This is a genomic window from Nicoliella sp. ESL1106 (genome assembly GCF_058509965.1).
This window is the reverse complement of record NZ_CP196340.1, coordinates 807,738-824,273: the sequence shown is the minus strand read 5'-3', so window position 1 is coordinate 824,273 and position 16,536 is coordinate 807,738. Positions and strand designations below refer to the sequence as shown.

Sequence of the window (16,536 nt, the reverse complement as noted above, 5' to 3'; positions counted from 1 at the left end):
CTTATTATTTATTAAATTTAACACTAAGCGTCTCATTCGACTCAATTAAATCACCAGAATTAATACTCTGTTTTTGTAAAGAGCCTTCACCACTGGCTTTTAGTTTCAGACCAGTTAGCTGACAGTAAATAGCAACATCTGATTCACTCCAACCCTTTAAACTGATCATTCTTTGTGGTCCGTTGGTTATTAAAATAATCTTACGGTTTTTTAGAACCCGTTCACCGCTAACGATTGATTGTTTAGTGATTGTATCACCGCTTCCAACGATCGTTGCCTGCAGTCCAGCAGCCTTTAGTTTATCATTAGCATCTGAAATACTATCGCCAGTTAAATTGGGCATCTTTACGTAAGCACTATTATTATTAGCTGTACTTTCATCTGCATCAGATAATGCTCGTTTCATAACTGGATTAAAAATTTCTGCTAAATATTGTGAAGCGGTTAATTTACCAGTTAAGTTAGGCTGCTTCATTGTAATGTACATCACATATTTAGGATCATTAGCTGGTGCCATTCCTGCAACAGAATATAGGTAACTATCATCTCCTGATGCATAACCACCATTTCCGTTACTGACTTGAGCAGTTCCCGTTTTAGCTGCAATTCGATATCCAGGAATTTTATAATCTGAACCAATTCCATAAGGCTTATAAACAACGTCTTCCATGTGTTCACGAACCTCTTTAGCTGTTTTAGCAGTAATTGGATTCCCAACTACCTTTTTTGGATATGATTTTACAACTTTACCATTATTTGGATTTACAATTTTCGAGATGATATGTGGCTGAAGCATCTTCCCATCATTTGAAATTGCTGATAGCGCTCTCATTACTTGCATTGCAGTTACTTGTATCCCTTGACCAAATGCGGTATTAGCACGTTCAATTGGATATTTAAATTGAATACTACCAATTTGTTCACCATAAAGGCCAGTATTGGCACTCTTCAAGAAATCAAATCGCTTAATGTAATTTAACCAGGTACTAGCCCCCATGCTCTGTTCCAAATGAGCCATTGCAACGTTACTAGACAACGCAAACCCCTTGTTATAGGTAATCGTTCCCCAACCACTAGGATTCCAATCAGGGACAATATTACCATCAATATCGTACTTACCAGATTGATAGTATGCATTCCCATTATAATGATTACTATTAATTGCAGCAGCCATCGTGAAAATCTTCATTGTTGAACCTGGTTCATATTGATCTTCGACCAATGTATCTCGCCAAATATTACTAATCCCCTGTTTATTAGTCGCATTAAAAGTCGGTCTTTGCGTTGCTGCAAGAATTTCACCAGTTTTAGCATTCATCAAGACCGCATTCATAGAGGAAGGATGAACTTGTGCATAAACGTTCGACATTTCAGTTTCTAAAAGTGTTTGTAATCGATAATCAAGCGTTGTGTAAATGTTGTCACCATTTTTAGCAGGCTTGTCCTTCTTTACACCATTGGGTAATTGATAACCATAGACATCGTTTTGCACTTTTTTAATTCCGTCAGTCCCAGTTAAATAGTTATTGAAAGCTTTTTCAATCCCCATTTGACCAACCAAAGTAGTATTATCAGTCTTTTCATTGGTAACTGGAGAAGCAATTCCAATTAAATGTGAAGCAAAGATTCCATTTGGATAGAGCCGTGATTGTTGTTGAATGAAATTAATCCCGCGCAAATGCTGATCATCAATTTTTTGCTTAGTCGTAAGTGAAATGTTTTGCCCAGCACTCCCGAACTCAACTTGAAAAGCCTTCTTATTTGCTGGGTTTAAATCTTTTAGTGCCCGCTTATATGAAATTGGTAATATTTTAGAAAGCGCTCGCGCTACCTTCTTTTTATTATCAACGTAAATCGGCTTACCATTAACACTTTTTTGACTCTTATCTAAAACAGCGTATATCGAATAGGTGCTAGTATCCTCCGCAATCGGTTGGTTATTAGCATCATAGATCGTTCCTCGTTTTGATTTTAAAACACTAGTTTGGGTATAAAGTTTTTGTGCCTGTTTTATTAAATTAACATCACTCACATTTTTAAAAAATCCAATGTATGAGAATCTAAATGCTAATAATACAAAAACGAAAAGGGATAAACCAAAGAGGCCTACCCCATATATTTTCCGATTTCTTTTAATTGTTCGTTTTCCAATTAATGACTTCTTACTCATTTTCTAACATTCCTTATATTATTATTAGAAAGCGATAAACCTTTTTCTTGAGCAATTTTTTGTAACCTACTACTGCTTTGTAGTTCACTAATTTCTTGCTTTAGATTTCCATTATCGTTATGTAATTTTTCAACATTTTGGTTTACATTTTGTAACTTTTGTTGTGCATTAGTAAGACCAACTTTAGCACTAATTGAAATTAATGTAATAGCTAGCAGTGCACATAAAAGAAGAAAATAAAAAACCTTCTCAATCGCAGATATTTTTGCGTTTTTATGTGGTTTGGGGCTTCTGGAATGGCGAACGCGTCTGCCTTCTTGAACACCACCAGAAGATAACCCCTCGTCTGGGGTTTGCATATACAAACTTTTTTCCATCATAAGCATCATCATCTCCTATCCATTAATTTATTTAATTCGTTCAATTACCCTTAACTTAGCACTATGGGAACGATGATTGACTTCAATTTCATCCCTAGTAGGTAAAATCGGCTTGCGACTAACTAATTTAAAATCTGGTTTTAAGCTGTCTGGAATTATTGGTAATCCCTGGGGAACATCTTGAATAGATGTTTTTTCTTTAAAAATATTTTTTACTAATCGATCTTCAAGTGATTGGAAAGTAATCACACTAACTCGCCCACCAACCTTAATCATGTCAATAGCTTGTTCCAAAGATGCTTCTAATGCTCCTAATTCATCATTAACAGCAATTCTAATTGCTTGAAAAACCTTCTTAGCAGGATGACCACCATGGCGACGTGCCGCAGCTGGAATTCCTTCTTTAATAACTTCAACTAAATCATCAGTTGTATCAATTGTTTGGTCTAAGCGTCTTCTTTCGATCACTCTGGCAATTTGTTTAGCAAACTTTTCTTCACCATAACGGAAAAAAATCCGCACTAATTGATCATACGACCATTCATTAACAACCTTCCAAGCATCCAATGGATTTCTTTGATCCATTCGCATATCAAGACGGGCGTTCTTTCGATAACTAAACCCTCGTTCAGCATCGTCAAACTGAGGTGAGGAGACCCCCAGATCATATAAAATACCGTTCACTGAAGAAATCCCCATTTTATTAAGGTCTTGCTTCAAATTACGGAAATTATCATGAATAAACGTCAATTCATTTTGTTTAAGGTATTTAGCAAGGTGGGTTCTATTATAGTCAATTGCCACTTGATCTTGGTCAAAGGCATACAAATGACCATTAGAAAGATTCTGTAATATTTTAGAACTATGTCCACCGCCACCTAGGGTACAATCAACATAATCACCATCTGGTTGAATATTTAATTCTTTTACAGCTTCCATTAACAATACAGTTTGATGGTCAAATTTAATCAATACTAAATACCCCTTAATAAAACAAATTTATTCATTAAAACACGATAATTTAAACTGGCTTTATCCATTTACCCCATCGTATGCTTAAATTTTACCACGATAACGGGCTTTATACTACATCTTCCATAGATTTAATAAAATATAAAAAGATACCGAACATGTTTTCGGTATCTTTTAGACTATAAAAATGGAAACTATCCAAATAAATGGAAAAAGGATATCCCCTATCCGCCAAATTAATTTAATTGATTTTTTCCAGTTTACATCGCCCTTTTTAAAAAATTCTGTCGAAAAAATAATAATTGCAAATAATACAAATGGAATCAAAATCCACGCTAAGTAATCATAAAAGGATGTACTAACGGTGTTAGTATAAGTATAAAAAAGCCAAAAGGGTAATAAGAAATCAATTGGTTTAATCCCCTTCAAAAAAGAAAATTTAAAATTCTTTTTAATTATTACAGCCAAAATTGATGTTATTATTATTATTAATATTTGAAAAATAATCCTTAACAAAATACCAGATCCTATCATAAATTAATATTGCAACAGTTGCAAAACCGTCTATCTAACTGTAAACTTATATTTAAGTTACTAAATACCGAAAGCGAGGGATACAATTGGCAAAAAAGAAAAAGAGCACCTTCCAAAAAATCGTTACCACTGTTGTTTGGTTAATGATTATCTTTTTAGTATTAGGTGTTCTGCTACCCGTTGCTAGCTCATTATATAATAATTAAAACACCTTAAAATAATATCAAAAATGGAACTCAGTAATGGGTTCCATTTTTATTTTAGCTTATCATGCTCATAGGTGTGAGTTCTTTCAAGTGAGTTAAAGTTCTGTTGTCTTAGAACCTCATAAATGACGATTGCACACGAATTTGATAAGTTCAATGCTCTAATGTGCGTATCATCCTGTGGAATCCGAATCGCTTTTTCTGCATTCTTACGCATGAACATTTCAGGCAAGCCAGTGGTTTCTTTTCCAAATAGAAAGTAAAAATCACCGTCAATGGATTCTGAATAATCAGGCTGGGTGTAATCTTGTTCGGAAAACTTAGAAACCAAGAATAATTTAGAATTTGGTTTTAAACTATCCATAAATGCAGGTAAATTAGGATGATAATTGATATTAACCTTATCCCAATAATCCAATCCAGCCCTTTTTAAATGCTTATCATCAACTGAAAAACCCAATGGTTCAATCAAATCAAGTATTGTATCGGTTCCAGCACAAGTTCTTGCGATATTACCAGTATTAGCTGGCATTAATGGTTCAAATAAAACAATATGATTAGCCATTTTGATTCCTCCCGAAAATAGTATAATTTAATTTATAGTTGTTGCCAAATTGCGTTTTGCATATCATCTGGTAATGAAGCATGGCACACAATAAACTGTTGGGAAAATGGATTAAAAAATTTAATATAATAACAGTGTAGTGCCTGTCTTTTCATCGAATGATTGTCCGAGTTATAGAGCCAATCACCGATTAACGGATGGCCAATACTTGAAAAGTGAACTCTGATCTGGTGCGTTCGACCTGTATGTAAACGAATCCGTAGCAAAGAATCAGCATTCCCATAATCAAGTTGCCAAAACTCGGTTTTAGATGGTTTTCCATCATCCCGAACAATTCTTTTAACAAAGGAATCATCATCCCTACCAATCGGTAAATCGATTTCACCATGTTGATAATCAAATCGACCCTCAACAATTGCGGTATACATTTTAACAATTGAATGCTGCTTCAACTGCTTATCCAAAACAGAATGCGAAAGATGGTGCTTTGCAAAAATCACAAGTCCACTAGTATCCTTATCTAACCTGGTAACAACATGAATTTTAAGATTAGAATAATGCTGATTTAAGTAATATCCCTTTACCCGATTAACTAAAGTATCTCCAGCATAATTATGGTTAGGAACAGTGGATAAAAATGGCGGCTTATTAACTACTAAAAAATGTTCATCCTCATATGCAATATCAATTGGTAAAAAGGATGCTGGCACATGGTCATTATTTAATTCTGGTGGTAAAACCAATGTTACGACATCCCCACCTGATAACATGTAATTAGCACGCTGCTCTTCGCCATTTACAATTATTTTACCACCATGAAACTTGACCTTCTTTAACAAAGTTCTAGTTACTCCATGTTCAATTAAAAGCGTCCGAACCCTTTTGGGAGAATCCCCATCATACGCCCAATTAAATTTTGTCATTATTGTTTACACCAATAAATGAATTCCCAACTCGTTTCCAGAAATGAGTATGTCGATACTGAGCAAACGCAATTCTTTGTTCAGATATTTGATAACTGATAGATTCAATTGGACGGTCCTTAACTAGCATCTGATCACAAGTTAAAATATTATTTTCTTTATTATCTGGAATGAGCGTAATCCATTCGTTAGGTGGAATAATAATTGGGGAACCCATTGTTCTGAACACCCGATTATTAATCGATGCCATTTCCGAAACTTGAATCGCATTTAATTGGGGATTGATAATTGCCCCACCAACTGCCTTATTATATGCAGTCGATCCAGTAGGAGTAGAAATACATAATCCATCTCCTCTGAATTTTTCAAAAAATTCATCTTTGATATATACATCAGTTACCATGGTACTACTAACCCTTTTAAATGTTGATTCATTTAAAGCTAAAAGTTCATCATACGCCCCACCATCAGCATAGTTAACTTTAATCGACAACAGTGGATATGAAACACTCTGACGATTATCCTCTTCCAAACTACGAATCAATTGTTCAACTTCATAATCACGCCAATCTGTATAAAATCCCAGATGACCAGTATGAATACCAACAAATCTAATTCGATCAAGAGCATCATTATAGTGATGAAATGCAGATAATAAAGTTCCATCACCACCAACTGATATTACGATTTCTGGATTTAATACATCGATTTCTAATTTAGGTGAATCAATAATTTTATTTTTTAATTTTAAAGCAACTTCATTTGAAGTCCCACCATTGTTACTAAAAATTGCAACTTTCATTTCAATCTTCCTTATTGTCTTGATATTCTGCTAGTTCTTTTCTAATTGATGACATCTCTTCATCAAGTTTATACGTTGTATTTGCAACGTTTTGGAGTCTTTTTTCAAGTACTTCAGGAAAATTTCCCTGATGCTTATAGTTAATTGAATGCTCAACCGTTGCCCAGAAATTCATTGCAAGTGTTCGAACTTGAATTTCTGCAAGTAGCACTTCAGGACCATCAATACTTTGAACAGTGTATTCAAAAACCATATGATATGAGCGATAACCGCTTGCTTTTTCATTATGAACGTAATCGCGTTCTTCTAAAATATTTAAATCTGACCTTTGCCTAAGCAAATCAACTACATAGTAAATATCTTCAATAAATGGACAAATAATTCTTAATCCAGCAATATCTTCCATATCTTGTCTTAATCTAGATTCTTCGATATAACGGCGTTGCATTTTTTCTTTAATGCTGTCTACAGGCTTAACTCTCCCTGTGACAAATTCGATTGGTGATCTACGGTTTTCATTAATAAACTCAGCTCTTATTCCACGAAGTTTTGTTTTTAGCTCATCAACAATTTGTTGATATGGGAACAAGAATGCCTTCCAATCTTCCATTAAATCACCCTCCTTTGAATATAGTAACCTTATTAATTTTAACACAATCACATTAATACAAGCACTTGAAAGTGTTTTTAAATAATATTTGTGTTTTAAAGCAAATATTTTGTTTTTTATTATAAATTTGTTATTCTATACATTGAATTAATAAAATCGCTTGTTATTATTATCGATCTTTGAAAGGAGGAATTGTTATGCTCGAAGCTTATTTATTTGTGGATCCATTATGCAATGATTGCTTTAAAGCCGAGCATGTTATTTTAAAATTAGCTGATGACCTTGATAAAAATTTTTCATTTCAGTTCATTCCAATGTTGAATATGCAAATTATTCGAAATCGATATTTAAACAATAACAAGCGACCAATGAACGAAAGCAAAAATTTTAAAATTGAATACGATACCGTTCTTGACTATAAAGCTTCTCTATTTCAAGGACGCAAATGTGGTCGTAAATTTTTAATTGGACTTCAAGAAGAGTTGATTCAAAAAAATCATAAATATACAGATGAAATTGCATTTAAAGTTGCTGAGAATGCTGGATTAGATATAGAAATGTTTAGTGAGGATCGTAGATCAGAACTTGCAATTAATGCATTTAAGGCTGATCAAAAATTAGCTAATGAAATGAATATTAAAGAACCAGCATCTGCAGTTATCTTTGACTGTGATTCCTTTGAATCAGGTATTTTAATGAACCAAGTTAATTATAAAGATTTGTTTAATATTTGTAAAAGAGACGGATTATTCAACGAAAAACAAAAAATAGTTAAAAATAACATAACTCCGAATTTACACATTATTTAGGGAATTAGCGATTGGGCTAATTCCCTTTTTTGTCTAACAGGGCAGCAATTTTTAAATCATAAGAAGCATACCAATTTGGCATCTGTTTTAGAATAACAGATTGTTGATTCAAATTAACCACTCCTTGTTCATTCCAGAAATTTAAAATCCTTAATATAAAATAGTTAATAATACTACTATCTATCATACAAAAATGCTGATCAATCCCAATAAAAGCATTAACCTTGTTTATTAAATCACTAATTTTGACCGATCTATAAATCTTTAGATATATTAACATTACAATTTTAAATTGAATTAATTTTTTACCCATAATCGGTGCTTCAATAATTGGAAAATCTAATAATATTGGATATCCCACAATATTAAATCCATTTTCATAACATAAATTTTGAATCGGATCTAACCGATTTTGATTATAAATTAACGAATTTTGCATTGCCTTGATTCTATTAACCAATCTATCATTCAACATCTTAAAGTTTATATCAATATTACCTTTAATATCTTGGTTGATAAATATTTTGAATTCTTGGAAATTTGATATAAATTTTATTTGATAATCAAGTTTACCAATTATTAATCGAACATGATGATGAATTTCCATTTGTTCCCGTTTAAAGTCCCAGTACAAAAGATAAAATCCTAATTTACGATTATATCTTAAAAACTGTTTTAACTTTTTATAACTATTATTTCTCTTTAAATATGGTAGTCCAAGAATCCAAATTGATTGATGATTAATTGAATGATAGCCTGACAACCTTTCTAATAGTCGCTTGTTACTTATTGGACTACATTGAAATTCAATTATTAAATTATTTTCTAATAAAATATCTGGACGTTGTTTTAAATTATTAAAATAATGTTCTAGAATTGGGTTGCTGAATTTAAAAAAATTAAATAATTGTTTTTTTCCAATTAAATGTTCAGATGTCTCTCCTTCGCTAAATGAAGAGCAATCACTGCCTCTTTGATGTGCAAAGTGATTAACTTTAATTGAACCCCTTTTAAGAATCAATGGTTCTTTACAACTAACACAATAAAAAGATTCATTATTGATATCAACATCATCAGCTGAAATCAGTTTACCAAGTTCATTATATGCAATTAACATTTTATTGATCCCTCCACTAAAAAGTACGGGAAAAAGCTCAAATATAATGAATAAAACATCGTAAATTCGGCGCTAACCATTTTGCTTATTATTAATGAAGAAACAATTAAAGCAACACCATATCGGATAAAATAAAAAAAGAACTGGTTTCGATAAATTATCGAAATCAGTCCTTATCAATAAGTTAAATATTAATCTTTAAAATAATATCTAGCTAGCTCTAACGCACTAGTATCCATGATTCTTTTACCATATTCACTTAATACTTCTGAAGTAACGTTAGTCTTATTTCCAAATTCAAGTGATAAAGCAATTTGATTATCAAGAACCTCATCACCTGAACCATCAAGATTACGGAAAAACATCATTTCTAAATAGTATTTACCATCATAAAGATATAAATTAGAAGAACCACTCTCAATTCTTAATCGCTTTGATAATGCTATAAAATCTTCAAAGGAATTAAACACAACAATTAAATCTTCGTAAGAAGTTCTTCGACGTGGTTTTTCAATCTCATTTTCATTTTCTTTTGAAGAATCATCTTCATCAAAAATATCTGATAAATCATTTACATCACGATTTTGAAGTTGATTTTTAATATAATCAGTAACCGTGTCATTAGTTCGACGAGTCTTATCCGGATCATCTGGGTCAGCTTTGCTAATAAATAATTCAAGACCATTTTTATTTGGTAATACCTGAAAAGTCAAAGCTTCGTTGTCACCTTGGAATTGATGATCAGTATCAATTTCATCTAAAATGCTATAGAAGAATTCTTCAATTTGCTTATGGTCACCTAATAGATCTAGTACGGTAATGCCATGAGCACTTAAATCATCATTGTTAATTAGAACTCTGATGGTATTGTCATTAATTCTATCCATTTCCATAGATGAGCACCTCCTTAGCACAATAAAATACTATTACTATTATCTCACATTCATACTAAAATAAAAGCTATTAGCACTTTTTTTATAAAATAATTGTTTCATCTTGAATTGCTCTATAAACTTCGCAATTAGATCCAGTTTGTAGCTTAGCTTCTTCTACAAGCTGGTTTAAGTCCCCCTTTTGTGGTAAATGACTAAGCATTAGTTTCTTTACATTCGCATTTTTAGCAAGATCCCCTGATTCTTTTGATGTCATATGCCATTTTAAACCCTTTTTGGCAGCAAAGAAATTTGTATCGGTAATTAATAAGTCTGCATCTTGAGAAAATGGAATTAATCCGTCAAAATAACTAGTATCAGCAGTAAAAACTAAAACTTTTCCATCTTTATCAATAATTCTCATTGCAAATGCTGGAACTGGATGATGGGTTCTTAAAAATGAAATTGTGAATGGCCCAACTGTTATTGGATTTATATCATTATATCCAATTCCTTCGGTTGAATTTGCCCAATTTAAAGTTGCAAAATTAATTGGATCTTCAGTATGCCCGTAAATGGGTAAAACTGGCTCTTTACGACCATCTGGGTTCAATTGCCAATAGTACTGTAAAACACCAATATCAGCAGTATGATCATGATGATAATGTGATAAAATTACAGCATCTAACTTTAGTGGATCAATAACGGTTTGTAGCTCGTTTAATGCATTGCTTCCACAGTCCAATAAAAGGTTAAAATCACCACTTTGAACTAAATAGCTACTAGTTCCAATCCCATTGGTAGGATAGCCCCCATAAAATCCAAGAACCCTTACTTTCATAATCATAATGCTCCTTTGTTTTAATATATTCAGTTACTAGTATAATATATGTAAAGGAGGAGTGAAAATGATAGCTAACATTTATGTCACTTTTGGTAGTAAAAGTTATTTAGAAAACATCATGAATCAAAATAAAAGTCATGAACTACTGCTTTTTAATTCAATTAGTAATTTTGATAGTTTTGAACTAATTGATTTATCTAATCAAAAAACTATTTTTAATAGTCCCATTAACTATAGCGTAATTAGTCAAATGGGAAATGACAATTGGCATGATTCGATTAGTTATATTAGTGTTGATCTAGACGAAAATCAACAAAAGATTTTGGATGCTAAAATTAATAATGTTATTAATAACAATTCATTACCAGATGGAATGAGCTCAATTTATTCCTTATATACAGATAATAAATTATCTAAACGGGTCATTTTAACAACATGGAATGATGATAAAAAAGTTGCTAATTGGTATCGTAATAAAACTGCTGATTACTTATTTAACTTCAAAGATGAAATTAATACTAATTACTTTGAAACTATTTATCATTATGTTAAATAAAAGAGGATATCAACTAAGATATCCTCTTTTATTTATGACGGTCCGTACGAGACTCGAACTCGTGATCTCCGCCGTGACAGGGCGGCGTCATAACCAACTGGACCAACGGACCATAATTGCGGGAGCTGGATTTGAACCAACGACCTTCGGGTTATGAGCCCGACGAGCTACCGAACTGCTCCATCCCGCGATAATATTATTTTATTTTTAGTCGTCATATAAAATGACCCGTACGGGATTCGAACCCATGTTACTGCCGTGAAAGGGCAGTGTCTTAACCACTTGACCAACGGGTCATATAAAATGGAGAAGGAGAGATTCGAACTCTCGCGCCGCTTGCGCGACCTATACCCTTAGCAGGGGCACCTCTTCAGCCACTTGAGTACTTCTCCATATGGGCCTAAATGGACTCGAACCATCGACCTCACGCTTATCAGGCGTGCGCTCTCACCAACTGAGCTATAGGCCCATATAAAGCGGGTAACGAGAATCGAACTCGCGACAATAGCTTGGAAGGCTATGGTTTTACCACTAAACTATACCCGCATAATATGGTATTTAATTTTAAATGGCGCGGGACAGAATCGAACTGCCGACACACGGAGCTTCAATCCGTTGCTCTACCAACTGAGCTACCGAGCCATATGGAACGGTCCGTACGAGACTCGAACTCGTGATCTCCGCCGTGACAGGGCGGCGTCATAACCAACTGGACCAACGGACCATAATTGCGGGAGCTGGATTTGAACCAACGACCTTCGGGTTATGAGCCCGACGAGCTACCGAACTGCTCCATCCCGCGATAATAAAAAAGGAGGATGAGGGATTCGAACCCTCGCGCGCTTTGACACGCCTAGCGGTTTTCAAGACCGCCCCCTTCAGCCACTTGGGTAATCCTCCATATTGAAGTTAAAACTAAAGGTCTTAATGGACCTTGTAGGACTCGAACCTACGACCAGACGGTTATGAGCCGTCGGCTCTAACCAACTGAGCTAAAGGTCCAAGTCACTATCGCGGCAGGGGGAATCGAACCCTCGACCTCCCGGGTATGAACCGGACGCTCTAGCCAGCTGAGCTACACCGCGATCTATAAATAAAACTATTGAAATTTTATTCAATCGGGAAGACAGGATTCGAACCTGCGACCCCTTGGTCCCAAACCAAGTGCTCTACCAAGCTGAGCTACTTCCCGAATATATGCACCCAGTAGGAGTCGAACCTACAACCTTCTGATTCGTAGTCAGACACTCTATCCAGTTGCGCTATGGGTGCAAAAGTGCCGAGGACCGGGATCGAACCGGTACGGTTATCACTAACCGCAGGATTTTAAGTCCTGTGCGTCTGCCAATTCCGCCACCCCGGCATAATAATGAATTGGCAAAGCGGAAGACGGGATTCGAACCCGCGACCCCCACCATGGCAAGGTGATGTTCTACCACTGAACTACTTCCGCAGCAATGCCGACTAGAGGATTCGAACCTCCGACCCCCTGTTTACAAGACAGATGCTCTGCCAACTGAGCTAAGTCGGCATAAAAGCCTTTAAAAAATATTTATAAATCCAAACATGATTATTTTCATGAATGGAGGATACAGGGCTCGAACCTGTGACCTCCTGCTTGTAAGGCAGATGCTCTCCCAACTGAGCTAATCCTCCATAAAGCGTGGCAACGTCCTATCCTTGCAGGGGGCGATCCCCCAACTACTTTTGGCGTTCAAAAGCTTAACTTCTGTGTTCGACATGGGAACAGGTGTATCCTTCTGGCCATCATCACCACACTATTTATCTGTGAGAACTTCGTTCTCTCAAAACTAGATAATATCTTATTCTTCCATGAGAACAACCTTACTTGGTTAAGTCCTCGACCAATTAGTACTGGTCCGCTCCATGCATCACTGCACTTCCACTTCCAGCCTATCTACCTGATCATCTTTCAGGGGTCTTACTTCCATAAAGGAATGGGAAATCTCATCTCGAGGTGGGTTTCACACTTAGATGCTTTCAGCGTTTATCTCATCCATACATAGCTACCCAGCGATGCGCCTGGCGGCACAACTGGTACACCAGCGGTATGTCCACTCCGGTCCTCTCGTACTAAGAGCAGCTCCTCTCAAATTTCCTACGCCCGCGACGGATAGGGACCGAACTGTCTCACGACGTTCTGAACCCAGCTCGCGTACCGCTTTAATGGGCGAACAGCCCAACCCTTGGGACCAACTACAGCCCCAGGATGCGATGAGCCGACATCGAGGTGCCAAACCTCCCCGTCGATGTGAACTCTTGGGGGAGATAAGCCTGTTATCCCCAGGGTAGCTTTTATCCGTTGAGCGATGGCCCTTCCATACGGTACCACCGGATCACTAAGCCCGACTTTCGTCCCTGCTCGACCTGTATGTCTCGCAGTCAAGCTCCCTTCTGCCTTTACACTCGTCGAATGATTTCCAACCATTCTGAGGGAACCTTTGGGCGCCTCCGTTACTGTTTAGGAGGCGACCGCCCCAGTCAAACTGCCAACCAGACACTGTCTCCCACCACGATCAGTGGTGCGGGTTAGAGTGTTCATACAGCGAGGGTAGTATCCCACCAATGCCTCCATCGAGACTAGCGTCCCGACTTCTATGGCTCCTACCTATCCTGTACAAGCTATACAAACACCCAATATCAAGTTACAGTAAAGCTCCATGGGGTCTTTCCGTCCTGTCGCGGGTAACCTGCTTCTTCACAGGTATCTCAATTTCACCGAGTCTCTCGTTGAGACAGTGCTCAGATCGTTACGCCTTTCGTGCGGGTCGGAACTTACCCGACAAGGAATTTCGCTACCTTAGGACCGTTATAGTTACGGCCGCCGTTTACTGGGGCTTCGTTTCTGGGCTTCGCCGAAGCTAACTCATCCACTTAACCTTCCAGCACCGGGCAGGCGTCAGCCCCTATACTTCATCTTACGATTTTGCAGAAACCTGTGTTTTTGATAAACAGTCGCCTGAGCTTTTTCACTGCGGCTGCACATAGTGCAGCACCCCTTCTCCCGAAGTTACGGGGTCATTTTGCCGAGTTCCTTAACGAGAGTTCACTCGCTCACCTTAGGATTCTCTCCTCGACTACCTGTGTCGGTTTGCGGTACGGGTAGTTAACTACTAACTAGAAACTTTTCTCGGTAGTGTGACATCAACGACTTCCCTACTAAATTTCGGTCCTCATCACACCTTGTCAACGCGGTATTAAGCATTTGACTCAATACCTGACTTAGTGCTTGAACATCCATATCCAACAGGATGCTACGTTTAGCCTCCTACGTCCTTCCATCGGTCAAACATAGTTAACTAGTACAGGAATCTCAACCTGTTATCCATCGCCTACGCCTCTCGGCCTCGGCTTAGGTCCCGACTAACCCTGGGAGGACGAGCCTTCCCCAGGAAACCTTAGTCATTCGGTGGATCAGATTCTCACTGATCTTTCGCTACTCATACCGACATTCTCACTTCTAAGCGCTCCACCAGTCCTTACGGTCTGGCTTCATTGCCCTTAGAACGCTCTCCTATCACGCAACATAAGTTGCGTCCACAATCTCGGTAATATGCTTAGCCCCGGTAAATTTTCGGCGCAGAATCACTCGACTAGTGAGCTATTACGCACTCTTTAAATGGTGGCTGCTTCTGAGCCAACATCCTAGTTGTCTATGCAACTCCACATCCTTTTCCACTCAGCATATATTTAGGGACCTTAATTGGTGGTCTGGGCTGTTCCCCTTTCGACGGTGGATCTTATCACTCATCGTCTGACTCCTGGATATAAATCAATGGCATTCGGAGTTTATCTGAATTTAGTAACCCAAGACGGGCCCCTCACCCAAACAGTGCTCTACCTCCATGATTCTCGACTCCAAGGCTAACCCTAAAGCTATTTCGGAGAGAACCAGCTATCTCCAAGTTCGTTTGGAATTTCACCGCTACCCACACCTCATCCCAGCACTTTTCAACGTACACGGGTTCGGCCCTCCGGTGTGTTTTACCACACTTTCAGCCTGGACATGGGTAGATCACCTGGTTTCGGGTCTATCACAACATACTATATCGCCCTATTCAGACTCGCTTTCGCTACGGCTCCGACTTTTCATCTTAACCTTGCATGTTATCATAACTCGCCGGTTCATTCTGCAAGAGGCACGCTATCACCCATTAACGGGCTCTAACTGCTTGTAGGCACATGGTTTCAGGAACTATTTCACTCCCCTTCCGGGGTGCTTTTCACCTTTCCCTCACGGTACTGGTTCACTATCGGTCACTAGGGAGTATTTAGCCTTGGGAGATGGTCCTCCCGGATTCCGGCAATGTTTCACGTGTATTGCCGTACTCAGGATCCTGAACTGAGGGAATTAGATTTCGTCTACAGGGCTATCACCTTGTGTCGCAGAACTTCCCAGATCTTTCGACTATCTAATTCTTTGGTAACTCAAATGTTCAGTCCTACAACCCCACCGAGTAAACTCGATGGTTTGGGCTGTTCCCCGTTCGCTCGCCGCTACTGAGGGAATCGAATTTTCTTTCTCTTCCTGTGGGTACTTAGATGTTTCAGTTCCCCACGTCTGCCTTTCAATGAGTATGAATTCGTCATTGAATAATAAACGATTAAATTTATTGGGTTTCCCCATTCGGAAATCTCCGGATCAAAGCTTACGTACAGCTCCCCGAAGCATATCGGCGTTAGTCCCGTCCTTCATCGGCTCCTAGTACCAAGGCATCCACCATGCGCCCTTAATAACTTAACCTATTACCACTTAGTGGTATTTGGTTAATTGAGTAAATACGAATAAAACTAATTTAAAAAACTCAAAATAACGCGGTGTTCTCGGTTGAAATTGTATTTAATACAATTCAATAATTTGGAAAAATTAAAATATTATCTAGTTTTCAAAGAACCAAGTATTATGACACTTACGTGTCAATGGAGAATAGCGGGATCGAACCGCTGACCTCCTGCTTGCAAAGCAGGTGCTCTCCCAGCTGAGCTAATTCCCCATACCATTTAAATTAAATCAATCAACAAGTGATTAATAATGGGCCTAAATGGACTCGAACCATCGACCTCACGCTTATCAGGCGTGCGCTCTCACCAACTGAGCTATAGGCCCAAAGAAGCGTGGTTCCATAGTTTGAGAGTAGACCTCTCAAAACTAAAC

The 16,536-nt window shown here is 37.3% G+C and carries 14 protein-coding genes, 20 tRNA genes and 2 rRNA genes; 3 read left to right on the top strand and 33 right to left on the bottom strand.

The genetic code is table 11. From position 1 onward, the window contains the following. Positions 1-4 precede the first annotated feature (4 nt). The 4 genes from ACSVI6_RS03535 to ACSVI6_RS03520 all read right to left on the bottom strand — a co-directional run bounded on the left by ACSVI6_RS03535 (position 5) and on the right by ACSVI6_RS03520 (position 4,056). The gene (locus ACSVI6_RS03535) at positions 5-2,170 is read right to left on the bottom strand and encodes a penicillin-binding transpeptidase domain-containing protein (protein WP_491716097.1); all 2,166 of its coding nucleotides are present in this window, start codon (positions 2,168-2,170) and stop codon (positions 5-7) included. Further along, positions 2,167-2,550: a cell division protein FtsL gene (gene ftsL / locus ACSVI6_RS03530; RefSeq protein ID WP_491716096.1), complete on the bottom strand. Its 384-nt coding sequence runs from the start codon at positions 2,548-2,550 to the stop codon at positions 2,167-2,169. Before ftsL ends, ACSVI6_RS03535 begins: the two co-directional genes overlap by 4 nt. 27 nt (positions 2,551-2,577) lie before the next feature. After that, positions 2,578-3,522 carry a 16S rRNA (cytosine(1402)-N(4))-methyltransferase RsmH gene (gene rsmH / locus ACSVI6_RS03525; RefSeq protein ID WP_491716095.1) on the bottom strand — a complete coding sequence of 315 codons (945 nt, stop codon included), beginning with the start codon at positions 3,520-3,522 and terminating at the stop codon, positions 2,578-2,580. Positions 3,523-3,696: 174 nt separating this feature from the next. Further along, positions 3,697-4,056: a DUF3397 family protein gene (locus ACSVI6_RS03520; protein ID WP_491720470.1), complete on the bottom strand. Its 360-nt coding sequence runs from the start codon at positions 4,054-4,056 to the stop codon at positions 3,697-3,699. Between the two features lie 86 nt (positions 4,057-4,142). Between ACSVI6_RS03520 and ACSVI6_RS03515 the strand changes: the two genes are divergently transcribed. After that, entirely contained in the window at positions 4,143-4,262 is a 120-nt protein-coding gene (locus ACSVI6_RS03515; RefSeq protein ID WP_491716093.1) for a DUF4044 domain-containing protein, read from the top strand. Between the two features lie 49 nt (positions 4,263-4,311). Here ACSVI6_RS03515 and ACSVI6_RS03510 read toward each other — a convergent pair whose 3' ends face one another. Genes ACSVI6_RS03510 through ACSVI6_RS03495 form a run of 4 tightly spaced genes read right to left on the bottom strand, consistent with a single transcriptional unit; the run spans position 4,312 to position 7,162 of the window. Further along, positions 4,312-4,827: a tRNA (cytidine(34)-2'-O)-methyltransferase gene (locus ACSVI6_RS03510; protein ID WP_491716092.1), complete on the bottom strand. Its 516-nt coding sequence runs from the start codon at positions 4,825-4,827 to the stop codon at positions 4,312-4,314. Positions 4,828-4,859: 32 nt separating this feature from the next. Continuing rightward, positions 4,860-5,750, bottom strand: a complete 891-nt coding sequence (locus ACSVI6_RS03505) for an RluA family pseudouridine synthase (RefSeq protein ID WP_491716091.1) — start codon at positions 5,748-5,750, stop codon at positions 4,860-4,862. Continuing rightward, positions 5,737-6,552 carry an NAD kinase gene (locus tag ACSVI6_RS03500; RefSeq protein WP_491716090.1) on the bottom strand — a complete coding sequence of 272 codons (816 nt, stop codon included), beginning with the start codon at positions 6,550-6,552 and terminating at the stop codon, positions 5,737-5,739. The genes ACSVI6_RS03505 and ACSVI6_RS03500 overlap by 14 nt, the downstream gene beginning before the upstream one ends. 1 nt (position 6,553) lies before the next feature. Then, positions 6,554-7,162 carry a GTP pyrophosphokinase gene (locus tag ACSVI6_RS03495; protein ID WP_491716089.1) on the bottom strand — a complete coding sequence of 203 codons (609 nt, stop codon included), beginning with the start codon at positions 7,160-7,162 and terminating at the stop codon, positions 6,554-6,556. A 197-nt stretch (positions 7,163-7,359) separates the two neighbouring features. On the opposite strand from ACSVI6_RS03495, the gene ACSVI6_RS03490 reads away from it, so the two are divergent. Further along, positions 7,360-7,971 carry a DsbA family protein gene (locus tag ACSVI6_RS03490; protein ID WP_491720469.1) on the top strand — a complete coding sequence of 204 codons (612 nt, stop codon included), beginning with the start codon at positions 7,360-7,362 and terminating at the stop codon, positions 7,969-7,971. 16 nt (positions 7,972-7,987) lie between these two features. Here the strand turns inward: ACSVI6_RS03490 and ACSVI6_RS03485 are convergent, their stop codons facing one another. From ACSVI6_RS03485 to ACSVI6_RS03475, 3 genes are all read right to left on the bottom strand, one after another. Continuing rightward, on the bottom strand, positions 7,988-9,088 hold the full coding sequence (locus ACSVI6_RS03485; RefSeq protein ID WP_491720468.1) for a competence protein CoiA: 1,101 nt from the start codon (positions 9,086-9,088) through the stop codon (positions 7,988-7,990). Positions 9,089-9,279: 191 nt separating this feature from the next. Then, positions 9,280-9,981 (bottom strand): adaptor protein MecA, encoded by a 702-nt coding sequence (locus ACSVI6_RS03480; protein ID WP_491720467.1) that lies wholly within the window; start codon positions 9,979-9,981, stop codon positions 9,280-9,282. An 82-nt stretch (positions 9,982-10,063) separates the two neighbouring features. Continuing rightward, positions 10,064-10,801: an MBL fold metallo-hydrolase gene (locus tag ACSVI6_RS03475; RefSeq protein WP_491720466.1), complete on the bottom strand. Its 738-nt coding sequence runs from the start codon at positions 10,799-10,801 to the stop codon at positions 10,064-10,066. A gap of 67 nt (positions 10,802-10,868) precedes the next feature. Between ACSVI6_RS03475 and ACSVI6_RS03470 the strand changes: the two genes are divergently transcribed. Beyond that, the gene (locus ACSVI6_RS03470) at positions 10,869-11,360 is read left to right on the top strand and encodes a hypothetical protein (RefSeq protein ID WP_491716085.1); all 492 of its coding nucleotides are present in this window, start codon (positions 10,869-10,871) and stop codon (positions 11,358-11,360) included. A 38-nt stretch (positions 11,361-11,398) separates the two neighbouring features. Here the strand turns inward: ACSVI6_RS03470 and ACSVI6_RS03465 are convergent. The 22 genes from ACSVI6_RS03465 to ACSVI6_RS03360 form a co-directional block, all read right to left on the bottom strand. Then, positions 11,399-11,472: transfer RNA gene (locus ACSVI6_RS03465), tRNA-Asp, on the bottom strand. A gap of 4 nt (positions 11,473-11,476) precedes the next feature. Continuing rightward, a tRNA-Met gene (locus tag ACSVI6_RS03460) sits at positions 11,477-11,550 on the bottom strand. 34 nt (positions 11,551-11,584) lie between these two features. Then, positions 11,585-11,656 (bottom strand) — tRNA-Glu (locus tag ACSVI6_RS03455). A gap of 8 nt (positions 11,657-11,664) precedes the next feature. Then, positions 11,665-11,752, bottom strand: a tRNA-Ser gene (locus ACSVI6_RS03450). Between the two features lie 3 nt (positions 11,753-11,755). Then, positions 11,756-11,829, bottom strand: a tRNA-Ile gene (locus tag ACSVI6_RS03445). A 6-nt stretch (positions 11,830-11,835) separates the two neighbouring features. Beyond that, positions 11,836-11,906 (bottom strand) — tRNA-Gly (locus tag ACSVI6_RS03440). A 23-nt stretch (positions 11,907-11,929) separates the two neighbouring features. Further along, positions 11,930-12,002, bottom strand: a tRNA-Phe gene (locus ACSVI6_RS03435). 8 nt (positions 12,003-12,010) lie between these two features. Next, a tRNA-Asp gene (locus ACSVI6_RS03430) sits at positions 12,011-12,084 on the bottom strand. 4 nt (positions 12,085-12,088) lie between these two features. Further along, a tRNA-Met gene (locus ACSVI6_RS03425) sits at positions 12,089-12,162 on the bottom strand. A gap of 10 nt (positions 12,163-12,172) precedes the next feature. After that, positions 12,173-12,260, bottom strand: a tRNA-Ser gene (locus tag ACSVI6_RS03420). Between the two features lie 28 nt (positions 12,261-12,288). Then, positions 12,289-12,362, bottom strand: a tRNA-Ile gene (locus ACSVI6_RS03415). Between the two features lie 9 nt (positions 12,363-12,371). Beyond that, positions 12,372-12,445, bottom strand: a tRNA-Met gene (locus tag ACSVI6_RS03410). Positions 12,446-12,478: 33 nt separating this feature from the next. Beyond that, positions 12,479-12,552: transfer RNA gene (locus tag ACSVI6_RS03405), tRNA-Pro, on the bottom strand. Positions 12,553-12,558: 6 nt separating this feature from the next. Then, a tRNA-Arg gene (locus ACSVI6_RS03400) sits at positions 12,559-12,632 on the bottom strand. 5 nt (positions 12,633-12,637) lie between these two features. Continuing rightward, positions 12,638-12,723 (bottom strand) — tRNA-Leu (locus tag ACSVI6_RS03395). Positions 12,724-12,741: 18 nt separating this feature from the next. Continuing rightward, a tRNA-Gly gene (locus tag ACSVI6_RS03390) sits at positions 12,742-12,813 on the bottom strand. Between the two features lie 5 nt (positions 12,814-12,818). Beyond that, positions 12,819-12,891, bottom strand: a tRNA-Thr gene (locus ACSVI6_RS03385). A gap of 52 nt (positions 12,892-12,943) precedes the next feature. Continuing rightward, positions 12,944-13,016, bottom strand: a tRNA-Val gene (locus ACSVI6_RS03380). Positions 13,017-13,021: 5 nt separating this feature from the next. Then, positions 13,022-13,138, bottom strand: a 5S ribosomal RNA gene (gene rrf, locus ACSVI6_RS03375). Between the two features lie 71 nt (positions 13,139-13,209). Next, positions 13,210-16,125, bottom strand: a 23S ribosomal RNA gene (locus tag ACSVI6_RS03370). Positions 16,126-16,302: 177 nt separating this feature from the next. Then, positions 16,303-16,375: transfer RNA gene (locus tag ACSVI6_RS03365), tRNA-Ala, on the bottom strand. A gap of 39 nt (positions 16,376-16,414) precedes the next feature. Next, positions 16,415-16,488 (bottom strand) — tRNA-Ile (locus ACSVI6_RS03360). Positions 16,489-16,536 lie beyond the last annotated feature (48 nt).